At 42.3% G+C, this 24046-nt stretch carries 27 protein-coding genes and 1 pseudogene; 2 read left to right on the forward strand and 26 right to left on the reverse strand.

Annotation, left to right across the window (positions count from 1 at the left end; translation table 11 throughout):
• Positions 1-23: 23 nt before the first annotated feature.
• From aroA to LQ216_RS08905, 20 genes are all read right to left on the reverse strand, one after another.
• On the reverse strand, positions 24-1310 hold the full coding sequence (gene aroA, locus LQ216_RS08810) for a 3-phosphoshikimate 1-carboxyvinyltransferase (protein WP_230128932.1): 1287 nt from the start codon (positions 1308-1310) through the stop codon (positions 24-26).
• A gap of 30 nt (positions 1311-1340) precedes the next feature.
• A complete protein-coding gene (locus LQ216_RS08815) occupies positions 1341-2447 on the reverse strand; it encodes a prephenate dehydrogenase (protein ID WP_230128933.1) in 1107 nt (368 codons plus the stop codon).
• A gap of 29 nt (positions 2448-2476) precedes the next feature.
• Positions 2477-3583 carry a histidinol-phosphate transaminase gene (hisC, locus tag LQ216_RS08820; RefSeq protein WP_230128934.1) on the reverse strand — a complete coding sequence of 369 codons (1107 nt, stop codon included), beginning with the start codon at positions 3581-3583 and terminating at the stop codon, positions 2477-2479.
• 121 nt (positions 3584-3704) lie between these two features.
• Positions 3705-4067, reverse strand: a complete 363-nt coding sequence (gene aroH / locus LQ216_RS08825) for a chorismate mutase (RefSeq protein ID WP_230128935.1) — start codon at positions 4065-4067, stop codon at positions 3705-3707.
• A 15-nt stretch (positions 4068-4082) separates the two neighbouring features.
• Positions 4083-5171 carry a 3-dehydroquinate synthase gene (gene aroB / locus LQ216_RS08830; RefSeq protein ID WP_230128936.1) on the reverse strand — a complete coding sequence of 363 codons (1089 nt, stop codon included), beginning with the start codon at positions 5169-5171 and terminating at the stop codon, positions 4083-4085.
• Positions 5172-5177: 6 nt separating this feature from the next.
• A complete protein-coding gene (aroC, locus tag LQ216_RS08835) occupies positions 5178-6350 on the reverse strand; it encodes a chorismate synthase (protein WP_230128937.1) in 1173 nt (390 codons plus the stop codon).
• 150 nt (positions 6351-6500) lie between these two features.
• Entirely contained in the window at positions 6501-7292 is a 792-nt protein-coding gene (locus LQ216_RS08840; protein WP_230128938.1) for a protein-glutamate O-methyltransferase CheR, read from the reverse strand.
• Positions 7293-7444: 152 nt separating this feature from the next.
• Complete coding sequence (gene ndk, locus LQ216_RS08845; protein WP_230128939.1) at positions 7445-7891, reverse strand: nucleoside-diphosphate kinase; 447 nt, start codon at positions 7889-7891, stop codon at positions 7445-7447.
• 283 nt (positions 7892-8174) lie between these two features.
• Entirely contained in the window at positions 8175-9137 is a 963-nt protein-coding gene (gene hepT, locus LQ216_RS08850; protein ID WP_230128940.1) for a heptaprenyl diphosphate synthase component II, read from the reverse strand.
• A 59-nt stretch (positions 9138-9196) separates the two neighbouring features.
• Entirely contained in the window at positions 9197-9913 is a 717-nt protein-coding gene (locus LQ216_RS08855; protein ID WP_230128941.1) for a demethylmenaquinone methyltransferase, read from the reverse strand.
• 3 nt (positions 9914-9916) lie between these two features.
• Positions 9917-10753, reverse strand: a complete 837-nt coding sequence (locus LQ216_RS08860) for a heptaprenyl diphosphate synthase component 1 (protein WP_230128942.1) — start codon at positions 10751-10753, stop codon at positions 9917-9919.
• A gap of 253 nt (positions 10754-11006) precedes the next feature.
• Entirely contained in the window at positions 11007-11234 is a 228-nt protein-coding gene (gene mtrB / locus LQ216_RS08865) for a trp RNA-binding attenuation protein MtrB (protein ID WP_230128943.1), read from the reverse strand.
• 18 nt (positions 11235-11252) lie between these two features.
• Positions 11253-11819, reverse strand: coding sequence for a GTP cyclohydrolase I FolE (gene folE, locus LQ216_RS08870; RefSeq protein WP_230128944.1), 567 nt, complete (start codon positions 11817-11819; stop codon positions 11253-11255).
• Between the two features lie 115 nt (positions 11820-11934).
• Complete coding sequence (locus tag LQ216_RS08875) at positions 11935-12207, reverse strand: HU family DNA-binding protein (RefSeq protein WP_230128945.1); 273 nt, start codon at positions 12205-12207, stop codon at positions 11935-11937.
• A gap of 340 nt (positions 12208-12547) precedes the next feature.
• Positions 12548-14026 (reverse strand): stage IV sporulation protein A, encoded by a 1479-nt coding sequence (spoIVA, locus tag LQ216_RS08880; protein WP_230128946.1) that lies wholly within the window; start codon positions 14024-14026, stop codon positions 12548-12550.
• A 396-nt stretch (positions 14027-14422) separates the two neighbouring features.
• On the reverse strand, positions 14423-15160 hold the full coding sequence (locus LQ216_RS08885) for a hypothetical protein (RefSeq protein ID WP_230128947.1): 738 nt from the start codon (positions 15158-15160) through the stop codon (positions 14423-14425).
• A 15-nt stretch (positions 15161-15175) separates the two neighbouring features.
• Positions 15176-15373, reverse strand: a complete 198-nt coding sequence (locus tag LQ216_RS08890; RefSeq protein ID WP_117305081.1) for a DUF2768 domain-containing protein — start codon at positions 15371-15373, stop codon at positions 15176-15178.
• A 255-nt stretch (positions 15374-15628) separates the two neighbouring features.
• A complete protein-coding gene (locus LQ216_RS08895) occupies positions 15629-16681 on the reverse strand; it encodes an NAD(P)H-dependent glycerol-3-phosphate dehydrogenase (RefSeq protein WP_230128948.1) in 1053 nt (350 codons plus the stop codon).
• A 16-nt stretch (positions 16682-16697) separates the two neighbouring features.
• The gene (gene der / locus LQ216_RS08900; protein WP_230128949.1) at positions 16698-18008 is read right to left on the reverse strand and encodes a ribosome biogenesis GTPase Der; all 1311 of its coding nucleotides are present in this window, start codon (positions 18006-18008) and stop codon (positions 16698-16700) included.
• A gap of 162 nt (positions 18009-18170) precedes the next feature.
• Positions 18171-18785, reverse strand: coding sequence for a hypothetical protein (locus LQ216_RS08905; protein ID WP_230128950.1), 615 nt, complete (start codon positions 18783-18785; stop codon positions 18171-18173).
• A gap of 272 nt (positions 18786-19057) precedes the next feature.
• Here LQ216_RS08905 and LQ216_RS08910 point away from each other — a divergent pair, with 272 nt between their 5' ends.
• Entirely contained in the window at positions 19058-19189 is a 132-nt protein-coding gene (locus LQ216_RS08910; RefSeq protein ID WP_230128952.1) for a YpzI family protein, read from the forward strand.
• Between the two features lie 299 nt (positions 19190-19488).
• Positions 19489-19741, forward strand: a pseudogene (locus LQ216_RS08915) (transposase); the annotation flags it as partial.
• Between the two features lie 144 nt (positions 19742-19885).
• On the opposite strand, the gene rpsA reads toward LQ216_RS08915, so the two are convergent.
• The 6 genes from rpsA to LQ216_RS08945 form a co-directional block, all read right to left on the reverse strand.
• Positions 19886-21022 carry a 30S ribosomal protein S1 gene (rpsA, locus tag LQ216_RS08920; RefSeq protein WP_230128953.1) on the reverse strand — a complete coding sequence of 379 codons (1137 nt, stop codon included), beginning with the start codon at positions 21020-21022 and terminating at the stop codon, positions 19886-19888.
• A gap of 121 nt (positions 21023-21143) precedes the next feature.
• A complete protein-coding gene (locus tag LQ216_RS08925) occupies positions 21144-21731 on the reverse strand; it encodes a lysophospholipid acyltransferase family protein (protein ID WP_230128955.1) in 588 nt (195 codons plus the stop codon).
• Positions 21728-22402 (reverse strand): (d)CMP kinase, encoded by a 675-nt coding sequence (cmk, locus tag LQ216_RS08930; RefSeq protein WP_230128957.1) that lies wholly within the window; start codon positions 22400-22402, stop codon positions 21728-21730. The genes LQ216_RS08925 and cmk overlap by 4 nt, the downstream gene beginning before the upstream one ends.
• Positions 22403-22802: 400 nt before the next feature.
• Complete coding sequence (locus LQ216_RS08935) at positions 22803-22997, reverse strand: hypothetical protein (RefSeq protein WP_230128959.1); 195 nt, start codon at positions 22995-22997, stop codon at positions 22803-22805.
• A 77-nt stretch (positions 22998-23074) separates the two neighbouring features.
• Complete coding sequence (locus LQ216_RS08940) at positions 23075-23257, reverse strand: YpfB family protein (protein WP_117305063.1); 183 nt, start codon at positions 23255-23257, stop codon at positions 23075-23077.
• Positions 23258-23331: 74 nt separating this feature from the next.
• Positions 23332-23991 (reverse strand): flagellar brake domain-containing protein, encoded by a 660-nt coding sequence (locus tag LQ216_RS08945; protein ID WP_230128960.1) that lies wholly within the window; start codon positions 23989-23991, stop codon positions 23332-23334.
• Between the last annotated feature and the right edge of the window lie 55 nt (positions 23992-24046).

A 24046-nucleotide genomic window follows, 5' to 3' on the forward strand; every position in this document is an offset into this window, starting at 1 on the left:
ACCGGGGAATGAATCCCCCGGCATTAACCTATTAACTTTGAAAGATGTTCAAAAAAGTGCGGATAGGACACTTCTATCGCCGAAGGGTCCTCCAAGTTCATTTCTCCCTGCGCAATCAAGCCTGCGATCGCAAGCATCATGCCAATGCGATGATCTCCGTGGCTTGAAACCGTGCCGCCATGAAGGTTAGCGCCCCCCCTGATAATTAATCCGTCTTCCGTCGGTGTAATATCCGCGCCGAGGGCTGAAAGTTCTTTTGCAACCGTATCGATGCGGTTCGTTTCTTTGACCTTCAATTCTGCGGCATCCTTAATGACTGTATCCCCTTCTGCCTGGGTAGCAAGCAAGGCGATTACTGGTAATTCATCAATCAGGCGCGGGATAAGCTCCCCGGATATCTCAATTCCCTGTAAGCTCGATGAACGGACGGTAATGTGTCCAGACGGTTCTCCATCCGTTTTGATCATTTCGACTTCGATATCAGCGCCCATTTGCTGCATCGCATCGATTATGCCGGATCTCGTAGGATTTAAGCCTACATTCAGCAACTTCACTTCACTGCCTTTCGTGATGGCTGCCGCAACCATAAAAAAAGCTGCTGAAGAGATATCCCCCGGCACATCAATGTGTGTTGCTTTAAAGGATTGGTTTCCTTTTACCTTTATCTTATTTCCGTTCTTTTCAATTTGACCGCCAAATTGAGCAATCATTCTTTCGGTATGATCTCTTGTTTTGGATGGCTCAATGATAACCGTTTCTCCTTCAGCCTGAAGGCCGGCAAGCAAAACAGCTGATTTCACCTGAGCACTTGCCATCGGAAGTTCATAAGTAATTCCCTGTAATTTTCCGCCGCGACTTGTAATCGGAGTGAATTCGCCATTATTTTCACCGTCAATTACCGCGCCCATTTGCCTCAGTGGATTCACAACTCTTGTCATCGGACGTTTGGCAATCGAACTATCACCGGCGAGCGTTACTGTAATCGAACGGCCGGCCAGAATACCGAGCATCAGGCGGATCGTCGTCCCTGAATTGCCGACATCGAGCGCTTCATCAGGTTGCGTGAGCCCATTAAAGCCTTTGCCGAATATACGAATCAGCGATCCTTCTTCTTCAATCTTGACACCAAGCTTCCTAAAACAAGCGATCGTACTTAAGCAATCCGCTCCAGCAAGAAAGTTGCTGATGGTCGTTTCACCGATGGCAAGAGCCCCGAACATAATCGACCTGTGGGAAACGGATTTATCCCCCGGTATTGAAATCGTGCCGTTCAGCGACTTGACATTTGTCTGCAAAGTAAGGTTTTCCATAAAATCATCCTTTGGATAAAATATAACTTCTTATGCGATAAATGTTTCATAGTTTGTGTGATGCTTAATGCATTCTTCGGCTTTTATTCTATCATGGTCCGTCTGAAAGCTTACTACCAACACTCCGTAAATTTCCTCTTCCCTTGTTTCCATGATTCTGATATTCGTAATACTGATGCTTTCCTGAGCGAAATAACCGGTAATTTCGGAGATGATCCCCGGATAATCTGGTACGTCAATATACAAATCGTAGAATGCCGGTATCGCCCCTTTGGCGTGCACCGGCAACTCATCACGGAATTCCTTGGCGTCTTTAAAAAAGTCATGAATGGCTTCGTCGTCAGCTAGGTGAAGCGCCGACTTGACCCGTTCCATTTCGATCTGCCAATCCTCCATGAGAGAAAGAAGCACCGTTTTGTTTTGGATTAAAATATCCCGCCACATGACCGGACTGCTTGAAGCGATTCTCGTAATGTCCCGAAACCCTCCTGCTGCAAGACGGGAAACAAGACCGTTTTCCGCGCTATAATTTTTAGCCTGTCGGACGAGACCGGCAGCGATGATATGCGGAAAATGACTAATGACTCCCGTTAACCTGTCGTGTTCTTCTGGCTTAACAACCAGGAAGTTTGCCCGAGTCCCTTCAAGCCAAGACATAAGTATTTCAGTCTGTTCTTGATCGGTTTCCTCATTTGGCGTCAATAAGTAAAAAGCATTTTCAAAAAGCCGCGCTTTTGCGGCACCCGGACCGCTTTTGTGAGAACCAGCCATCGGATGTCCCCCGATGAAGCATATCCCTTTGTCGGTCAGACATGTAGCTGTATCGACAATTTTCTTCTTGGTGCTTCCAACATCCGAAATAATGACATCTTGCTTAAGACTTATAGATGAAAGGGTATGAAGAACCTTTTCCGTCTCGACGACCGGAACGGAAATAATAATCAGATCGGCGCCCGTAGCACCTTCTTCTATGGATTCGGAATCATCGTCAATGATGCCGAGCAATTTAGATAACTGGACATTTTTTTTATTCACATCATAACCGATTATCGTAGCATCCCGATGGTGATCTTTGATAGCAAGGCCCACTGATCCGCCAATTAGACCGAGACCGATGATAAATACGTTACCCTTCATTGTACACACCCTCAATTTCTTAGGGAATATTACATTTCCACACCTTCACGGTTTTTAGAAGCAAGGTATTCCCTCATGATTGTAATGATTCCGTTGTTTTGTTCTGAGGATCCAACCGTTATCCTGACAGATGTCGGGAAACCAAGTGCTTTTCCAGATCGGACGATATAGCCTCTTTCCAGCAAAAATTGGAACACTTCATCAGCATCAGCGTTAAAATCAATCAAAATGAAATTACCTTGAGATGGATAATAACTCAGTTTCTCTTCGTCACAAAAACGGTAATATTGTTGAAGCCCTTTCCGGTTTTCCTGCTTGCACTTTGTTACGAATTCCTGGTCAACAATAGCGGCCGTTGCAGCAAGCTGTGCCAAAGTATTCGTATTAAACGGTTCGCGTGCCGGTTCGAGCTTCTTGATAATTTCCTCGTTTGCCACCCCGTAACCAACACGTAAACTAGCAAGTCCATAGATTTTAGAAAACGTCCTTAACACAATAAGATTTTTATAGGCTTCGATAAGCTGTAGACTATTTGGAAAATTTTCAGCCTCGACATATTCAAAATACGCCTCATCAATAACGACTAACACGTCCTCTGGAACCTGAGTTAAGAAATCACTCATTTCTTCTGCGGTAATATAGAGGCCTGTCGGGTTGTTTGGTGTGCATAGCCAGACAACAGCTGTGTCTTCGTCAATTTGCTTAAGCATCTCCGGCAAATCATGGGCTCCATTCACGAGCGCCACTTCTCTTATTTCCGCTCCTTCGATTACTGCATTATGGCGGTATTGCGGAAAGGTCGGGGTCGCCATTACCGTATTTCGTTTCGGATATAACAGGCTGCGGGAGATTATCTGGATGATCTCATCAGATCCGTTGCCAAAGATAAGCTCCGTTTCCTTCACCCCTAAATGACTGGAAACGGCCTTCCTTAACGATGATGCATAACCATCCGGATAAATCGCAAACTCATTAAAATCGCGAATCTTTTCTTTAACATTTGCTGAACAGCCGAAAGGATTTTCATTGGAAGCAAGCTTCGTAATGTTTTCAAGTCCATATTGTTTTTTCACTTCTTGAATCGATCTTCCAGGCTGGTAAGGTTTTAAAGACAGAACAGCACTTTTCCATTTCATAATGATCACCTCTATTATAAATTCAACGCTTTAAAGTGGCAGAGTATAAAGATAGTATAGCACACCCTTTATGCGGGCAGGTTGGTTATCGCAATTTTTTTCAAAAATTATCCTGCCATCTTTATTGTTTTAAATCGGGGCGTAATGCGACTGCTTTTTCCTGGTATACATGGGATATATCGTGTTGTGCTTTTTCGGTATTAAGGTGCAGCATGATTCTTATACAGGATTTCAACGAATTTGGTACAGGAATTTCCTGCATGCACATGACAGGTACATAAGTCCACTCTTCGATCTTACGAAGTGCTTTAGCAGGAAAGGCAGAACTCAGATCGTCTGTAACGGAAATAAAGACCGAAGCGACTTTATCCGGATCAATCTGATTTTCCGCAATCATTACCCTGAGCAGTTTCTCCGTTGCATCAATAATGTCCTGCTCATTATCCCTATCGACAGTTGTTGCACCCCTGACTCCTCTAATCATAGTGTTCCCCTCCATTTACTTATGTCTGTACATGATAGAAAGATTTTCAAGAATTTCACTGTCTTGAATATTTACGAGTTTAGGCTGGCCCACCATTTGAAGCAGGACAAATGTGACCACTTCTCTGACCGTCTTTTTATCTCGTTTCATGAAAGCAAGCAAGTCTGTTTTACTGCATTCCTCACTAACGACGGTTTCATAGCCAAGAGACCCGACCCAGTCTATGAATTTCTCTAGATCGAAATCCAGGTTTAATTTCTTCTGGCTCAAATGTATGGCAAAAATCGTTCCAATCATGACCGCTTCACCGTGTAAAATTTTTCCATATCCACGCAATCCCTCAATCGCATGGCCAAGGGTATGACCGAGATTTAAATACGCCCGGACCCCTGTTTCTTTCTCATCTTCGGCAACGATCGCTGCCTTGATTTCGATTCCCCGTTTAACCATATACAAAAGCTTATCTTCTGTCAGCTCATTCAAATTATCCACAGAAGCTACTAGCCATTTGTAAAATTCTTTATCCTGGATGAGGGCTTCTTTTACAACCTCCGCGAACCCGGAACGCAGCTCCTTAGCAGGCAGGGTCTTTAAAAAGGATAAATCAAAAAATACCGCTTCCGGCTGATGAAAAACACCAATCATATTCTTGCCCTGCGGATGATTGATGGCGACCTTCCCACCGACCGCGCTGTCATGTGCAAGCAATGTTGTCGGGACTTGAATGAATGGAATGCCCCTCATGAAAGTGGCGGCCACAAAGCCAGCCACATCCCCAACTGCGCCGCCGCCGAGCGCAACAATCATCGATTTCCGATTTAAATTCTGCGACAAGGCAAAGCTTTGACATTGGTAAAATACTTCAAAGGTTTTTGCGTGCTCACCTTCAGGAACTATGTATTCACAGATCTGGATATTTGTCAGCGCAAGCAGCTGTTTAACTGTATCCAAATGAAGGGTCGCTACTTTTTCATCTGTAATTATCATGATCTTACCAATTTCGCGATCTTGTTTTTTAATAAAGTCAGGCAGTGACTCGGTGGCATTGTGTCCGATAAATACGGGATAAGACTTTGATGGTGTTTTAATGTCGACGGTTTCCATAGCAGATTAAAACTCCTTTGCCTCATCCTTATGGGCTGCAATAGCCTCCGTTAGCTTTTCAAAACGGTCGGATGGAAATTGATCGATGAGCGCGGATGCCAGCTCCCAGGCTACAACCGCTTCAGCGACAACCGCTGCGGCCGGTACTGCACAGCTATCTGAACGCTCGATGCTTGCGGCAAACACTTCTTTCGTATCAATATCTACACTTTGCAGCGGCTTGTACAAGGTCGGGATCGGCTTCATCACACCTCGCACAACAATTGGCATACCAGTCGTCATGCCGCCTTCCAGACCACCCAGGCGGTTTGTTTTTCTGGAGTAGCCTGCTCCTTCTTCCCAAATGATTTCATCATGAACCTCACTGCCTGGAAGATGGGCCGCTTCGAAACCAATTCCAATTTCAACGCCCTTAAACGCATTGATGCTGACGATAGCAGCGGCAAGCTTGGCATCAAGTTTACGGTCATAATGAACATAGCTGCCAACACCAACAGGCATTCCTTCGACGATTACTTCCACAATTCCGCCAATGGAGTCGCCGTTTTTCTTGGCTTCATCAATGGCATCCATCATCGCTTGTTCAGCATTGCTGTCAAAGCAACGGACCGGAGATGCTTCCGTACGTTCCTGAAGCTCGCTGATGGATGTATATGCTGGCGGATTTGCCTTGATTCCGCCTATTTCGATCACTTGGGAAGCTACTTCAACTCCAAGCAATGACAATAGCTTCTTCGCGACGGCTCCCGCAGCTACACGTACCGTCGTTTCCCTTGCCGAAGACCGCTCAAGGACATTTCTTAAATCCCGGTGGCCATATTTAATTCCACCGTTTAAATCGGCATGTCCTGGTCTCGGGCGGGTGATCTTCCTTTTCACTTCTTCTGCTTCCGTATCATCGAGGGGCTCGCTGCCCATAATTTTCGTCCAATGCGACCAGTCCTTATTTTCTACCACAAGAGCGACCGGCGATCCTAATGTATAACCGTGCCTGATCCCAGAAGCGATAAAGGCCTGGTCTTTTTCAATTTGCATTCTTCTGCCGCGACCATGACCTTTTTGCCTGCGCGCAAGTTCATTGTTTATATCTTCCTGAGCAATCGGCATTCCAGCAGGCAGCCCTTCAATAATGGTTGTCAACTGTGGTCCGTGTGATTCCCCAGCCGTTAAATATCTCATATTCGCTTCCCCCTTTTAGCCCTTTAAAGGATTTATGTATCAATATACCATAATTTTAAGAAAAGTGGGAACAGGAATGACATACTTACTTGAGTTCCATAAAAAAAAGACTGATGCTCACGAGTGAGCCCTTCAGTCTTTTACGTGACACTATGAAAGAATTTTTATCGCTTGCTTTTTATAGAAAAACGTATCTTCCGTATCTAATTGAAACTGAGACGGGTTAAAGATTTGTTCCGTGCTTCCAACAAAGAAAACTCCCTCGTTTTTAAGTGAAGCGCTGAATTTATTGTATAGAATGATTTTCGCTTCTTCCGTAAAATAAATCATCACATTGCGGCAAACGATTAAATCAAATTGGGAGTCAAACGGTTCAGCCAGCAAATTATGTTTTTTGAAGGTGACGGTCCTTTTAATTTCATCGGCAACCTTATAGAAGTCCCCATCTTTCGAGAAATATTTAGCTTTAATGTCGGCAGGAACCTCAGTAAGGGAGCGTTCCGGATAAAGCCCCAACTTGGCCCGGGCCAGTACATTTTCGTCAATGTCCGTAGCCTGCACTTCAATCTGGGATAGAGGCACAAAGTTTGAGAGCACCATGGCGATTGTGTATGGTTCCTCACCGGTTGAGCACGCTGCACTCCATATTTTCAATTTTCGCGAAGACTCTAGCAATCTTGGAAAGATTTTTTTCTCTAGCACTTCCCATCTCTTTGCATTCCGGTAAAATTCAGACACATTGATCGTCATTCTGTCCAAAAATTCATTCAGGACGTTGTTATCCTTTTCAATCGCTTTGTAATATTCGTGGAATGAAGCGTAGCCTTTTTTTTCATATAACGATATCAGCCTGCGTTTCATCTGTGCTTCTTTGTAAAGCAATAAGTCGATTCCCGTTAATTTTTTAACTTGGATAATGAATTCGTTGTACTCTTGATGCATAACACGTCTCCCCCGCAAATTATTTCCACTTCATACTACGTATATCGGAATAGAAGCAGAATAATTTTACACTTTAGGGAACAATTATTAAGTTTTTTAAAAAAATAAAAAGCTTCGCTGATAGCGAAGCAGGTTCATTGAATGTGGAAGGATTAATATACCCATTCACCGATCAATTTTGAGTAGTTTACAAGCTCTTCATCTTTGAAGAATAGACCGATTTCACGTTCTGCGCTTTCCGGAGAATCCGAACCATGGATGATGTTTTTGCCGACAGTTACAGCGAAGTCACCACGGATTGTAGCAGAAGCAGCGTCCTTAGGATTCGTTGCACCCATCATTAGACGTGAGGTGCCGATTACATTCTCACCTTCCCAAACCATCGCGAATACAGGTCCGGATGTGATGAAATCAACAAGCTCCCCGAAAAACGGCCGCTCTTTATGCTCGCCGTAATGCTGTTCAGCCAGTTCCTTTGTAACCGCCATCAATTTTGCCCCGGCTAAGCGGAAGCCTTTCTTTTCAAAGCGTGAAACAATTTCCCCGATAAGGTTGCGTTGCACACCATCTGGTTTAACCATCAGAAATGTTTTTTCCATGCGTGTCCACTCCTACTATGTATGAATATTTTTGCCTCATTAAAAGCAATCCTCAAAAATAGTATCATTGTTTTGAAAATTCCGCAACCTTAAAGAAAAGTGAAAGTACCCTTGATTAAAGAACGTCGGCACGTCCTTATGTTTTACACAAGATAGTCTACGGAGATACTCGAAGATGAAAACTAGCTGAGCGCTGGCCACTAAGATCACCACGTCAATCGCGACATAGCTAGACATCTGTCAAAATTAATAAAATTATAATTTCTTTGAACGAGAGAGAAATTTAAAATTTTCGTTTGCCAATGAATTTTGCTATTTCAGAAAGTGTAGTTTTTGCGCGGTTCGCAGGCAATGTTTCGAGTACCTTGAATGCTTTTTCTAAGTAGGCATTTCCCATCTCCGCGGCTTTTTCAATCGCACCCGATGAATTGATTGCATAGATTACCGCTGTCAGTTCATCCTTCGAGATATTTTCATGCACTTTTTCAACCATTGACTTTATATGCGGTTGCTCCATGGCAATCAATACCGGGAGCGTGATATTCCCTTGTTGAAGGTCGCCGCCTGCAGGTTTGCCAAGTTCTTTTTCGGTTGCCGTAAAATCGAGGATATCGTCCGTAATCTGGTATGTCATCCCGACATAATACCCGAATCTGAACAACTGTTTGTGCACCTTTTCATCTGCTCCTGCGGCAATCGCTCCTAATTGGCAGCTAGAGGCAATTAAGAGTGCCGTTTTCCGTCTAATTCTCTTTAAATAGGTTCTCAAGTTTTGGGTAAAATCAAATTTATCTTTAATCTGCTCAATTTCTCCCTTACATACTTCGACGATTGTATGGGCAAGCAGCTGGTGGGCGAGTGGATTGTTAATTTCAGACATGATTTCAAGAGACCTGGCAAAAATGTAGTCGCCTGTATACATGGCGACTCGGTTATCCCATTTTGATTTAATTGTGGGGACCCCGCGCCGCAAATCAGAATCGTCAATGACATCGTCATGGACAAGCGAGGCCATATGGATCAGTTCCAATGAAATCGCAGCATTTTTCATGACATGAATGTCATAATTGCCAAACTTTCCAGCCAATAATACAAAAACTGGGCGAATCCGCTTGCCTCCTGATTGCAGTAAATGCAAGGATGCTTGTCTGAGAATAGGTGAATCAGCCTGAATGGTAGCTTCTAATTCGTTTTCAATTATTTGCAGATCTGTATTCAAATACGAATACAACATTTTAAGTTTCATATACTACACTCCACCCAGTTTGCAAATGCATTTCTTGTCGTTTAGGAAATGATAAAATGTTAGTCTATTTTGGATTTATAGCCAAAATGTGTTGCGGCAGCACCGCCGCTATGAGATTTGTAACTTACATTTTGAAAACCGGCGGCTTTAAACATGTCGGCCAGCTTCTTCATTCCCGGAAAATCGCGGGCCGATTCCTGCAGCCATGAGTATTCCTTAAAGCTTTTAGCAAATAGTTTTCCGAACACCGGCATGATAAAGCGGAAGTAAAAGTAATACATCTGTTTATACCCGATCATGGTTGGCTGTGAAGTATCGAGACAAACCGCCATGCCTCCTGGTTTTAAGACTCTGTTCATTTCCTTTAATACTTGCATATAATCCGGAACATTTCGAAGGCCGAACCCAATTGTCACATAATCAAACGTGTTGTCTTCAAAGGGCAGCTCCATCGCGTTTCCTTGAATTAATGTTATGTAGTCATCCATTTTTAGATCTTTTATTTTTTCTTGGCCGATTTTCAACATATTTTCACTGAAGTCAAGGCCCGTAACATGGCCGTTTGGACCCGTCTTTTCCGCTAGGGCAATGGTCCAGTCAGCTGTACCGCAGCATAAATCAAGTGCAGTCGCAGCTTCTGGGACGTTCATCTTCCCCATCGTATATTTGCGCCATTTGATGTGCAGCCTGAAACTTATGAGAGAATTCATCTTGTCATAGTTGCCAGAGATTTTTTCAAACACCTGATGAACTCTTTGTTCTTTTGACTGCTGCATGGGTCACCCTTCTTCCACGGTTGAATTTGCCGTAACGGCCGTATATTCCAAAATGCTGCCTATTCTTATTATCAGGCCTTCATTTTGGGAACCAAGTTTTTCTACTTTTTTTCTGAGAGAATCTTGCACACTCGTAATGCACTGATCCATTTTGTTTAGAACATGAGCGGCCTGTTCTTTTGATAAAGACCCTGCTTTATCTTTCTTTGGAAAAGCAATTTTTTTAAATGATTCGAAAATGATCGATTGTCCGCCTTCTAAATAACGTTTTTTTTCTATATGAAGACGTTTCAAGAGAAGGATGTCAGCGGAAAGATCACTCCAAATCGGCTTATTGAAGGATTCCGACACTTTCTTGACTAAAGACGATTCTATCGTTTTTACAGCCTCGAGAAGTCCGGATATTTCATTCAATGACTTTTGATACAATAAAACTTTGTTTTCATTGATGTCTTTTATTGCGCTTGCCAAAACCCGGATTAACGGAATATTTTCAACTTCGGAGAGAAGTTGATAGTAAAGGCCGCTATAATAATCCCCGGCCAACACCGTTAATTGTCTGATTTTTTGAGAACCATTATCCTTAGCCTGTAGTGTTGTATTGGTCACCAATTCATGTGTATCCAACGCCATTTGCACAAGCATCGTAGATATTATATATTTTTTACGTTCTGCATCTGTAAACTCTAATTCGTTAAACAAACCCATAAGCAAGAGCAGCTTATCGTCATCAATACTCGGCTTTTCTAAAAACATGAGTAAATAAGGATGATTAGCTTTTGTTTCTATCAATTCCTTCAATTCTGTCAATAGAGTATCTATGTTTAACAATGAGATCACCTTTGCATCCCCGTAAGATAAGTTTCATCCGCAGCATGCGGTTTTTCCAGTATAAAAGCACAAATCATTATAACATAAAAATAATGTGATGGTAGTTTGAAGTAACTATTTTTATAGAAAGTCTATGTATCCAGAAATGAAAAAACCGGCAAAGACAGCCTATTAAAGGCGATTCATGCCGGTAATCGATAATAACGTCAATCTATATCGCCATCCCCAGAGATTTAGATTGGTTCAGGACAAGGAACCTGATCTACTTTCTTTCACTTTCAATCTCTCCGTACGGGGTATAGATCTTCGCATTCCCTCTTATTTTAATCGCGGAGGTATGCTCCGTAAATTGGGCAATCATCACTTCACCTGAATCCAGCTTTTCTGAATGGTGGAACCGGGTATCCGTTCCACGAGTCAATCCGATTACATTCACACCATCTTCCATTGCTTTTATGACGACAAAATCCTTTATCTGTTTTTCTTCCATTTGTCTGCCTCCGCCTATCTATTCCTTAATGAATGAAAGCACTTCTGCTCTGGAACGCGCATCCTCCGCAAAAACACCCCGGACAGCGGAAGTCACCGTTTTTGCACCAGGTTTCCTGACGCCACGCATCGTCATACACATATGTTCCGCTTCAACGACTATCATTACGCCATGGGGCTCCAGCGTTTCCATTATCGAATCAGCGACGGTTGACGTGATCCTCTCCTGCAGCTGTGGCCTTCTTGATACCGCTTCAACTGCCCTTGCCAGCTTACTCAAGCCGGTCACTCTTCCGTTTTTCGGAATGTAAGCAACATGAGCTTTTCCGTAAAAAGGGACAAGATGATGCTCGCAGACAGAATAAAAGGGAATGTCTTTGACAAGAACAAGTTCTTCATGATCTTCACCGAAAATTGTTTCAAAATATTCCTTCGGATCCTGATTCAATCCTGAAAAGATTTCCTCATACATTCTCGCGACACGTTTAGGTGTATCCAGAAGCCCTTCACGCTCCGGATCTTCGCCTACCGCTTCCAAAATCATTTTTACCGCTTCTTCCAATTTGGCGTGATCAACGTTTGCCATCCTACTTCCTCCTACAAAAACATATAACCCAATATTAGCATACTTCGAAAAATATAAGCAAAAAAGGGGCCCACACATATCGTGTGAACCCCTTTTCCTAAAGTACTGTATGTACTTACTTAACAGCGTCTTTAAGTGCTTTACCAGGTTTGAAAGCTGGTACCTTGCTAGCTGCGATCTCGATTTCGTCGCCAGTTTGCGGGTTACGGCCTTTACGTGCCGCGCGCTCACGAACTTCGAAGTTACCAAAACCGATTAATTGTACTTTATCACCGCTTTTTAAAGCGTCCAGGATTGTATCAAAAACAGCATCAACAGCCTTCGTCGCGTCTTTCTTGGAAAGTTCTCCTGCTTCTGCAACTGCGTTAACTAATTCTGTCTTGTTCATGCCATTCACCTCCTCTCAAAAAGGATTTGTATAAAAAATCAATATTACCAATACAGTATAATAGAGATTTGTTATTAGGTGAAAATTCCTTTGATCCCAAACAATAATTAGAATTCTTCCGAAAATAATATCGGAAAAATTAATAAATGGGTCAGAATGGCGCTGTAATGCGTTTTCTGTATGTAGATTATCACAAAGGGTTTGCCTAAGCAAGGAAATTCAAGAAATTATGAGTATCTTTTCATAAAAATTGCATATATTAGTCCATTATGCGTCAAATATGGGTTTTACACGCACGAAAGAACCAGCCCACCGGTCTGGTTCTTTCGCTTTTGAACAGTTATAAAATAATCGCAATCAATCCGCCTGATCCTTCATTGATGATGCGCTCCAGCGTTTCCTTAAGCTTATAACGTGCATTTTCAGGCATTAGGGACAATTTAGCCTGGATTCCTTCCCTCACGATCGAACTCAGCGATCTTCCGAAAATGTCAGAGTTCCAGATTGATAAAGGATTATCCTCAAAGTCTTGCATCAAATAACGCACCAGCTCTTCACTTTGCTTTTCAGTCCCAATGATCGGGGCGAATTCTGATTCCACATCCACTTTAATCATATGGATTGAAGGGGCAACTGCTCTTAGCCGTACGCCAAACCGAGATCCTTGACGAATTATTTCCGGCTCATCGAGGCTCATATCGACTAGCGATGGAGCCGCAATTCCATACCCGGTCTGCTTTACCATCTTTAACGCATCGGAATATTGATCATATTCCGTCTTGGCATGGGCAAAGTCCTGCATGAGTGAAAGCAAATGATCCTTGCCGCGTATTTCAACACCGACAATTTCTTTTAAAATATCATCATACAGTTGATCAGGTGCATACAGATCAATCTCGGCGACACCCTGGCCCATTTCAATGCCGGCAAGGCTTGCACGATCTATGAATTCAAAGTCGTTAAAATGTCCGACAACCCGGTCGACATCCCTTAACCGTTTGATATCCTTAACCGTTTCCTTAACAGCTTCTTGATAGCTCTCTCTCAACCAATGATCTTCTTTCAAAACCAGTACCCAGCTCGGAAGGTTTACATTTACCTCTAAAACAGGGAATTCATATAATGCTTCACGTAAAACACTTAGTACATCGGATTCGCGCATACCTTCGACACTCATCGCTAAAACCGGAATATCGTATTTCGTCTGAAGGTTTTCCCTTAAAGCAACCGTGTCAGGATGATGCGGCTGAACGGAATTGACAATCATGATGAAGGGTTTGCCTACTTCTTTTAATTCCTCGATGACTCTCTCTTCCGCTTCGATATAATCGAAGCGCGGAATCTCACCGATGGTGCCGTCTGTCGTAATCACAACTCCCAGCGTAGAATGCTCCTGAATGACTTTTCTGGTGCCGATTTCAGCCGCTTCATGAAAAGGAATCGGTTCTTCGTACCATGGTGTATGAATCATACGCGGCCCGTTTTCGTCTTCATACCCTTTTGCTCCTGGCACGGTATACCCGACGCAATCGACGAGCCTGATGTTTACATCAAGTCCATCGGCAACATGCACGGTGGCTGCCTGATTAGGAACAAACTTCGGTTCAGTCGTCATGATTGTCTTCCCGGCGGCGCTTTGAGGCAGTTCATCCTGTGCCCTTGCCCTGTCAGCTTCTGTTCTGATGTTCGGAATGACCATCAGTTCCATAAATTTCTTTATGAATGTAGATTTACCGGTCCGCACTGCGCCGACAATCCCTAAGTATATGTCTCCGCCGGTACGTTCTGCAATATCTTTAAAAATATCTACCTTTTCCAAGGTATCCCCTCCCGATATTTAGAGTTCCTGGGATAGCATCATCCGTTATTTAAAAATCTAGGACAGTATATGTGTATGATGTTGTCCTAAATATATATTCCAGAATTTTTGGAATCCGTATCCCCGCTTCTATTTTTAAGGTTAAGTATTTTCGGATAAAATAAAGAAATAACCCTTCCCCTACAATATATTTTGCAGAAAAAGGGTTATGCCAATTTTGTTGTTATGAACATATAAATTTTGAATCAGTCGATCATTTTGGACTTTTTGGAAAGTGAGTAATTATACACAACTACGCACTATTTTCACCTTAAAAGGCACAAGTTGTCACCAAAGAGTCAAAGCCTTAAGTATATCCGAAGGGTTCCATTTAACGCTAACGTCGATATCCTTCATTCAAGGTGTTTCCGCTTTTTTATTCAAAAATATCGGTTTTTTTGTTTTTTCATCGATTGTATAAGGCAACGAATACGCCGGTACAAATTCTGAATCATCCGTCAGAACTGAACGGATATCCTCACCGGGTTTGTAACCTTTTTTCGTTTTTTTCAAGGCATCATAAAGGTCAGCGGTGTAATCCACATACAGCTCGACATCGGAATTGATGATAATCGGCAGCTGTTTTTGTGAATAAGGACTCATAACGGTCGGTGCATCATTAAGTCCCATCTTCTCATAATCCAATGTAAAAACCTCATCAGAGAGGCGCTCTTTATACGGGGGATAGCCGTTTTTTTGTCTATAGGCGGTCAGGCGAAGGTTTAAATCCTGAATCTCCTGGGCAATCCTCACATCAAATATTTTCGCCGTTGGATTTGTTTCTTCATCAATGATCACATATTGAAAAACCCCGCCTGTCTCAAAGGCATTCCCTGGTGGTTCCGCCATATATCTAGGAGCAATCTTCTTGAAATCCACAAGATGTTTTTGATAATAAGGTGTTTCCGCCGGCTTCGTTTTAATCGGCAGAATCCCGCCTTCGTCTTCTTTGAACTGGTTAATCGCGCTTTGAACAGATTGTATCTGCTCTTTATACGGAACCTGTTTCTCTGCTATTTCCTGATCAGGATACAAACATCCTGTCAGAAAAAGAGATACGATCAACAGGATTGCCGTTAATTTAACTCTTATCATATCTAATTCCCTCACCTATGCTGTCGGTCCGCTGAATACGACAAAAAATATAATCAAACCAGCCAATATCATTAATATGTAGGCAAAAATGGCAGAAAAGACCCGAAGGAACCCTTTAAGCTTATAGCGGCTTAAATAAATGGTTAAGATAGAAATAAACATAAAGCCCATAGCAGCAAATGAAATCCACATTTTTTGCAATGCTGGTGTCATAGATCCTCACTCCTTTATTCGAAAGTATTATAACACAAGCCGACTTTTCCGAATACAACTAACTTTGAGTACAGCATTCCCAGGAATATAAAAAAAGCAGAAGACATAATATCTTCTGCGATTTGACTAAATCCCCCATAAAACCAGGTCAGAATACTAGTTTACTACGTTGCATTGTATGCACGATATGAAAGAGACGCATCCTCTAATGCCTATTTTTCTAAAATAATTGTTTCCTAACTGTTTTCCTTCAGCTTAATCATTCAGTCTGGATCCGAGAATGTGAATCAGGTCTTCCATTTCATCGGTTTTGGTGCGGTTCATCAAAGTGTCCACTGAATCCTTCACATTCATGCCGTTAAACAATACATTATATAAAGCATTTGTAATCGGCATATTGACATCATATTTTTGGGCAAGCTGGTAAGCCGCTTTTGTCGTTCGGACTCCTTCAACAACCATTCCCATATTTTCGAGGACCTCAATCAGGTTTTGTCCCTTTCCCAGCATATTCCCGGCTCTCCAGTTTCGGGAATGAATGCTTGTACAAGTTACAATTAAATCGCCAATCCCTGTCAAACCTGAAAAAGTAAGCGGGTTGGCACCCATCGCGGTTCCTAATCTCGAAATCTCTGCCAGGCCTCGCGTAATCAGTGCGGCTTTCGCGTTATCCCCGTATCCTAAACCATCTGTTATTCCTGCGGCGAGAGCAATGATGTTCTTTAAGGCGCCGCCGATTTCAACACCTACTATATCAGGGTTTGTGTACACCCGGAAATTTTGGTTGATAAATAAATCCTGAATTCTTTCGGCAGCTGCCATATTCTTAGAAGACACTGCAACGGTTGTAGGGTGACGCAGGCTCACTTCCTCGGCGTGGCTCGGTCCGGAAAGCACCACGACATCATCAAGCAGTCCGGCAGGCATTTCTTCTTCGATCATTTCTGAAATGCGTAAAAGCGTATCAGGCTCTATCCCTTTGCTGACATGGACGATCGTAAGCGGAGTTTTTACAATTTTAACGATTTGTCTAAGGATTTCCCTGATCGCTTTAGTTGGTACAGCAAGTATGATGTCCGTCATTCCGTCAAGCGTCTCTGCTAAAGAAGTGTAACCGGTGATTCCAGGCGGCAATTCAATTTCCGGAAGGTATTTTCGGTTCGTACGATTCTCATTTATTTCTTTAATTCGTTCTTCATTATGGCCCCATAGCCTAACATGATGTTCATTGTCTGCCAACACAAGAGCTAAAGCGGTTCCCCAGCTTCCTGCTCCGATTACGGCAATTTTTTGCTTTTTTTGCGTCATGTTCAGCACCTCTTCATTATTTTCTTTGACGACCAAAGATTCTAATAGGTGTCCCCTCGAAGTTGAACGCATCCCGAATTCTGTTTTCCAAAAATCTTTCGTATGAGAAATGCAGAAGCTCAGGATCGTTTACGAATACGACAAAGGTCGGCGGTTTTACTGCAACCTGGGTTGTATAATAAATTTTTAGCCGGCTGCCGTTATGAGTGGGAGTTGGATTCATCGCTACTGCGTCCATGATTACTTCATTCAAGACATTAGTTTGAACACGAAGCGCATGTGCTTCGCTGACTTGATCGATAATAGGAAACAAAGAGTTCACTCGTTGCTTTGTTTTTGCCGATAAATAAACGATTGGCGCGTAATCAAGGAAAAGGAAGTGCGCCCGGATTTTTTCTTCAAATTCTTTCATCGTTTTCTCGTCTTTTTCAATGGCATCCCATTTATTGACGACAATGATGACACCTCTGCCTGCTTCATGGGCGTAACCTGCGATTTTTTTATCTTGTTCCCTAATGCCTTCCTCCGCATTTAATAAGACAAGAACCACATCTGAACGTTCAATCGCCCTTAAAGCTCGAAGCACGCTGTATTTTTCCGTGCTTTCATATACCTTTCCTTTTTTCCTCATTCCTGCCGTATCGATAATGACGTATTCTTTGTCATTAAATGTGTAAGGTGAATCGATCGCATCCCTTGTCGTACCTTCTATTTCGCTTACAATAACCCGGTCTTCCCCGAGCAACGCATTGACAAGTGACGATTTTCCGACATTAGGCCGCCCGATTAAGCTGAACTTAATGACATCGTCATCGTAATCCTGTTCATTAAACTGCGGGAAGTGGGCGGCCACCTGATCAAGAAGATCGCCAAGCCCTAGACCATGAGATCCAGAGATGGGAAACGGATCGCCAAAACCAAGTGCATAAAAGTCGTATATCTGGTCTCTCATTTCAGGATTGTCAACCTTATTTACCGCCAGAACAACCGGCTTCTTTGATTTGTAAAGGATTTTCGCCACTTCATCGTCAGCGGAGGTCACTCCCTCCCGACCGTTTGTCATAAAAATAATGACATCCGCCTCATCTATCGCAATTTCTGCCTGTTGGCGAATCTGTTCGAGGAAAGGCTCATCGCCAATATCAATTCCTCCTGTATCTATGATGTTAAAGTCGTGTGTCAGCCATTCGCCAGAGCTGTATATTCGATCTCTAGTCACGCCTGGGACATCTTCGACAATGGAAACCCGTTCTCCGACGATTCGATTAAAAATAGTCGATTTTCCTACGTTTGGACGCCCAACTATGGCCACTACCGGTTTCGGCATATTTCTCCACCCTTTCAAGCCTGTTTATCTGTGTTTATGGAATTCAATTAATTATGTTAAAATTTCATTAATTTCCATGTGATTTCTTGTTTTTCCTAGAATAACCTTGACTAACTATCATATAGTATCAAATTTTTCAGGAACCAACAATGATTGTCTACATCATCTCACCCTTGACGCTCCTTTTGCCGCGCCCTGATTGGCAATCATCCCCTGGATTAAGCGACTGATAAATTCCAATGAAGCCCAAGTCAAATTCATCAATAAAACAAGGACAGCACTATCCAACCATGCATAAGACCCTGCTTTATATGGGATCGAGTTACCGAGTAACAATCCCGAAAAAATAGTCTCTCCTATGAGCATTCCGACTAACAGGGCGCCAAATCGTAACTTCCATTCATGAATAATAAGAAGGACAAGGTAATTAATTAACACGCCGAACATCCAATCCGCCTTGAATATCAGCCACACCGGGTCCAACATTGCATAAAGCTGAAAGCACGCGTACCCTAAAGAAATGATAAAGCTGCTAACGATAAATTCGATGGTTCTCCATAAACTCTGATTTCTTATATAAAAGCAACAAACCAATAATAAGTACATAGAGGAAATATGAATCACGTAACGGTATACCTGAAGCTCATATGCAGCTAAAACCATAACCACAAGCAAGTGGAATAAAAACCAATAACGGCCTTGAAATGTTTTCGGGATAAAAAACATCACGATTACCCAGGCCATCCATAAAATCCAATAAAAAAACAATCCATCCATACTATTTCCTCCTATAGGAAACATTATGTCTTCTTTCTAGGAGAATTAAACGGGAAAGCCGGCCATAATCGGTGGATAAAGTGAAACTTCCATCGGTGTGGGTTTTGTTCATCCCCCACCGATGGTTAGTTGAACCAATCGGACTTTTACAGGCAGTTGTTCCCCCACTTATCCTTGTTTTTCCATTCAAGTCTTAAAGTGGGGGTCTTACTGCCCGTTAAAGCGGGATAAATTCTTTTATTATAGCAACGCTAAACTTAGGAGGTGTTAAAATGGGCAAAGATCGTCAGGAGAAAAAATTACGAGAGAGCAGGACCGTGGAATCCGATAGAGACCAAGCCTTGGATAAACCGGGGGCAACGAAAATGGAAAGTGCGGATAGACGCGACAGAAATAAAAGGTAAAAAAAGCTGCACCGATTTGGTGCAGCTTCAGACTGTAGACAAACTGGATGAAATCGAGTTTGCCTGCAGTTATTTTTTTATTTGGCCTGTTAATGGGGTCTGTTGATTTCCGTTCCAGGCGCTTCGCTTTCCGCGGGGTGGGCGGTGAGCCTCCTCGTCGCATGCTCCTGCGGGGTCTCACCTGTCCCGCTGCTCCCGCAGGAGTCTTCGCGCCTTCCACTCCAATCAACAGGCTTTTAAACGTTTACTATGGAACGTTCCTAACATCTATTTTAAAATGGATACATAAAATGATTGAGGTGACGAGGCATATTTGGCAGGATTATGTAGAGGAAACAGATCATTTGCGACACCACAAGGATGTAAAACCAATCTATGCGAAACGCAAAAACGATAGAACGCCTATTCGCAGATGCAAAAGAAAAGCATGGCATGCGTTGGACAAAGTTAAGGGGACTTAAAAAATTGTCGATGCAGGCGATGCTTACTTTCGCTGCCATGAATTTGAAGAAGATGGCAAACTGGACATGGCAAGGTCCAGAAATGACCTAATAAATAAGGCTAAGTGAGGTCCACTCACACTCCAAATAAGCAAAAATAGAAATAATCACTAAAAAGGGGTTCGGAATGAGACCATTCCGAACCCCTTTTGTCGACAATCTATAGCTGAACCGATTTGGTGCAGCTTTTCTGGCATTATTTAAATTTCTTTAATTGCTCCCCAATCATATCACCAAGCTGAAATCCATTGGATTCTTCTGGAAGCTCATAATTCGAGTCTTCTTTAGCCTGTGATTCCTGGAGCTCTTTAATGCTTAACGATAAACGCTGCTCCGCTTCATTGACATCAAGAACCTTTACCTGCACAGTTTCTCCTTCTTTCAGGACTTCCTGCGGTGTGCCGATGTGTTTATGAGAAATTTGCGAAATATGGACAAGTCCCTCCACGCCAGGGAAGATTTCAACAAAAGCACCGAAAGAAACAAGGCGTTTCACAACTCCTTCAAGAACGGCCCCTTTTGCGGCTTTATCCGCAATATCCGTCCAAGGTCCAGGAAGGGTTTCTTTAACAGAAAGTGAAATTCTTTCGTTATCACGGTCAACGGAAAGGACCTTAACCTTCAGTTTTTCTCCTTCTTTCACGACATCGGAAGCTTTTTCAACATGCTCGTGCGAGAGTTGAGAAATATGAACAAGCCCATCTACACCACCGATATCAACGAAAGCTCCAAAGTCCGTGATTCTTTGTACGGTACCTTCGATAACCTGGCCGCTTTCAATGGAATCAAGCACTTCTCCTTTTTTCAGCTCTTTCTGATCCTGTACAACAGCGCGGTGTGAAAGGATTAAGCGGTTCTTTTCTTTATCCAGTTCAACAATTTTAAACGTTAATGTTTTATTCTTATAATCGGCAAAATCTTCCACAAAATAATCTTCTACGAGCGAAGCAGGGACAAATCCTCTCACACCCAAGTCAACAACGAGACCGCCTTTGACGACATCTTTGACTTCGGCTTCGAAGACCTCCTCTGACTCGAATTTCTTTTCCAGTTCATCCCACGCCTTTAATGCGTCGATTTTGCGCTTGGACAGGATAAGAGCCTCTTCTTCCACTTTAATGACTTCAAGCTCTAGCTCTTCTCCTTCAGAAATCGCATCGGAAGCCTTTTCGACATGCAGGCTGGAGAGCTCGCTGATCGGAATGATTCCGTCAGTTTTGCTGTTCTCAACATCTACAATCACCTGTTTTTCTTCAACTTTAGATACTCTGGCCTTTACCTTATCGCCAACTTCATAGTTGTTTACCTCTACTTGGTTCATGTCTTCTGTCATTACGACTCCTCCTTAACCCATGACTGTTCTGCAGAATTTCTTATCTAATAAATTCGTAATTCGGAATAATCCCCTTTTTTATAAATTCTAATAAATAAAGGAAATTGTCAAGCAAGAAGGATTATTTATGCGCAGAAATTAAGCCCCTGATTTCATCCATAATGATTTTTGTCGCTTCATCGGCAGATATCTTTTTCTCCCTGTATTCGGTGAAATCAATCGGTTTTCCATAGACAACTTTTAATGGATTAAGAGCTTTGTATGGACCAATTATGGCGCAAGGAACAATTTTCGCATTAGAGCGCAACGCGAAAAATCCAGCCCCTGCCATAGCTTCGCCGAGTTCGCCCGTTTTACTTCGTGTTCCTTCAGGAAACAAGCCCAAAACCTTCCCTTCCTTAAGAAGTGAAAGGCCTTTCCTGAGAGCTTCCCTGTCACTCATTCCCCTTTTCACCGGAAAAGCATTAACCTTTGGTAGAATATTTTTTAATAAAGGAACATGAAAAGCCTCATCTTTGGCCATAAAGTGAATATCCCGGGGACAGGTGATCCCCACTATCGGCGGATCCAGATTGTCAATGTGATTGGCACAAATCAAAACACCGCCTTCTTTCGGAAAATCCTCTTTACCTATTGTTTTAACCCTATATATGGGACTTAAAACTATTTTCACAACGTTTTTGGCAAATGTATAAAACTTCAAATTCATCTTATCCTTTCTTCAATCAATACCATTACTTTTTCCGCCACTTGTTGGATCGACAAAGAAGTTGTATCAATTTCAACCGCTTCACTAGCCTTTCTTAGCGGAGCTACCTCCCTCTCGGAATCCAGCTTATCACGCAAGGCAATCTCTTCTTTTAATTTCTCGAGATCGGAGGAAAAACCCTTTTGGATATTTTCCTGATGGCGCCGAGATGCACGCTCCTCCACCGATGCAATCAGGAATATCTTTACCTCGGCATTCGGAAGGACATGTGTGCCTATGTCCCTGCCATCCATTACCACACCACCTTGTTCTCCGAAAAGCTGCTGCCTTCTTACCATTTCTTTTCGTATCGACTTATGCTTCGATACCTCTGAAACAGACGCAGTGACTTCGTTATTGCGAATTGCTTCGGTTACATTTTGGTCATCCAAGAAAACGAGCTGCCCAGATTCACTCGGCTTTAGCTCAATGGCTGTATCATCCAATAAATGAGTCAGGGCCGCTTCATTCCCGATATCAATCCCGTCGTTCAACGCTTTATATGTTAACGCTCTGTACATAGCGCCTGTGTCTACGTATATGTAATTGAATTTTTCCGCAACCATTTTCGCGACAGTGCTTTTCCCCGCTGCCGCAGGCCCGTCAATTGCAACTGATATTTTCTTTTCCATAAATCCTCCCAAGATCCAGACAGTCAAGCTGTCATTTTTAATGCATTTCTAGTTTATCACAAAAGGTTAGATGATTATGAATAAAAGTGGTGCTTTAAGAGGTGTCAGAATTTCCTTGGTTTTTTATAGTACTTGCTTAATTTATTTCATTTTCAAAATACGCCTGAAAATATGGTTAGGCTAATTGTTCGTCCTTTTCGATGCCATGTCTATAAATGTTAAATACTTTATGGATATCATCATTAGCTTTTTCAATATACTCTTTCACTTTTAAATAACTTCGCCAATAGTCGAACTAATACTTGATAAATCAATATGATGCGTTTGTTCGTGAGCTAATACAACGAATAAATGCTCTTCCGAATAGTTCCTATAAAAATTTCGTACTTCGTGCAGCTCTTTATCGTCTAATTGCTTTATAAAAAGTTGTTGCCAATTCTGTACTCGTCCAAATGACCCCTTTGGGCAAAGTGTTTAATTGAAATTGAACGGTTAATATCCTCTGATAATCTTCAAGTTTTTTCATATACTTATCAGTAGTAGATTGATATTGATGAACCTCTTCTGCTGTTTCAAAAGCTAAAATTCTTTTCATGTAATCAACTCCTTGTTCAATTATCACAACTTATTTAAAATAACTTTAACAAAAAAAAGCAGGGGAAGGGACCCCTGCTAATTTTCATCATTAAATGTTTCAATGATTTTGGTATAGTTATTTTTTGTAACGCCTTCATAAGCAGCCAGCTTCTTTAGTTCTAAAAAGGAATCAGCACGGTGAAAAACAGCCTGAAAGGCAAGCAGACAAATCACCTGTATCAGTATTAGCTTAATGATGATCCGTTCAATGGATTTCATGGCGACCCATCCTTACCGTCTTTTCTAGACAGTATGGAACTGAGCCATGCTTTTCATTCACATTACTAAAAAAATCAGGGTGACAAACGTTTTTTCTTCATCTCGACTTCTCGTTCGAAGATATACCGTATGAGTGTCTGACGGTCGCCCTCGCTCATTTCAGTGAACTCTATAGACAATACATTAAATCGTTCTTTTTCTTCACTGATGCGGATAACTTTGCTTTTCACCTTGAAATAATGAATTTCACCGGATTTTAGCGGCAGGGCGAACCAGACAAAAATACTTGAACCAGATTGAAGGATAATGTCCTTGGATATCAGTAAGGCAGTACCTCCCGCGCTGATATCTTCTGTAATCGCTTTAAAAGGCTGAAATTCAGAAGCTAGCGGATGAACGACTGTATCGATGGCCGTTTCCACCCTTACAAACTCCCTTCTTTGAATCTTGATGATCGAGTCTTTGGGAGGATGCGACAATTGTATCATGACAATCCGTTCTTTCACTCTTCCTAGGACTTCTGTATCAAATACATATATAGCCTTTTTCCCGGCAACAAGTGTGATTTTCAGTTGTGTACCATCGATTAAAAACGCTCTTTTTCCCGTCGAAGCATTGATGGGATAATCAATGAAAATGCTTTGCTCATTAATCTCGACTACTGTTGATTTATATTGTTCATGCTGTTGTGAAAATTTCGGCTCCAATACTAACGTATCCCCAACTTTAATCATTCATCCCCAACTCCAAGTTAAATATGGTCTCTTTATCTAAATATTTAGTCCTATG

It is taken from the genome of Bacillus sp. CECT 9360 (assembly GCF_918741275.1).
In the GTDB taxonomy this organism is placed as follows: Bacteria; Bacillota; Bacilli; order Bacillales; family DSM-1321; genus Peribacillus.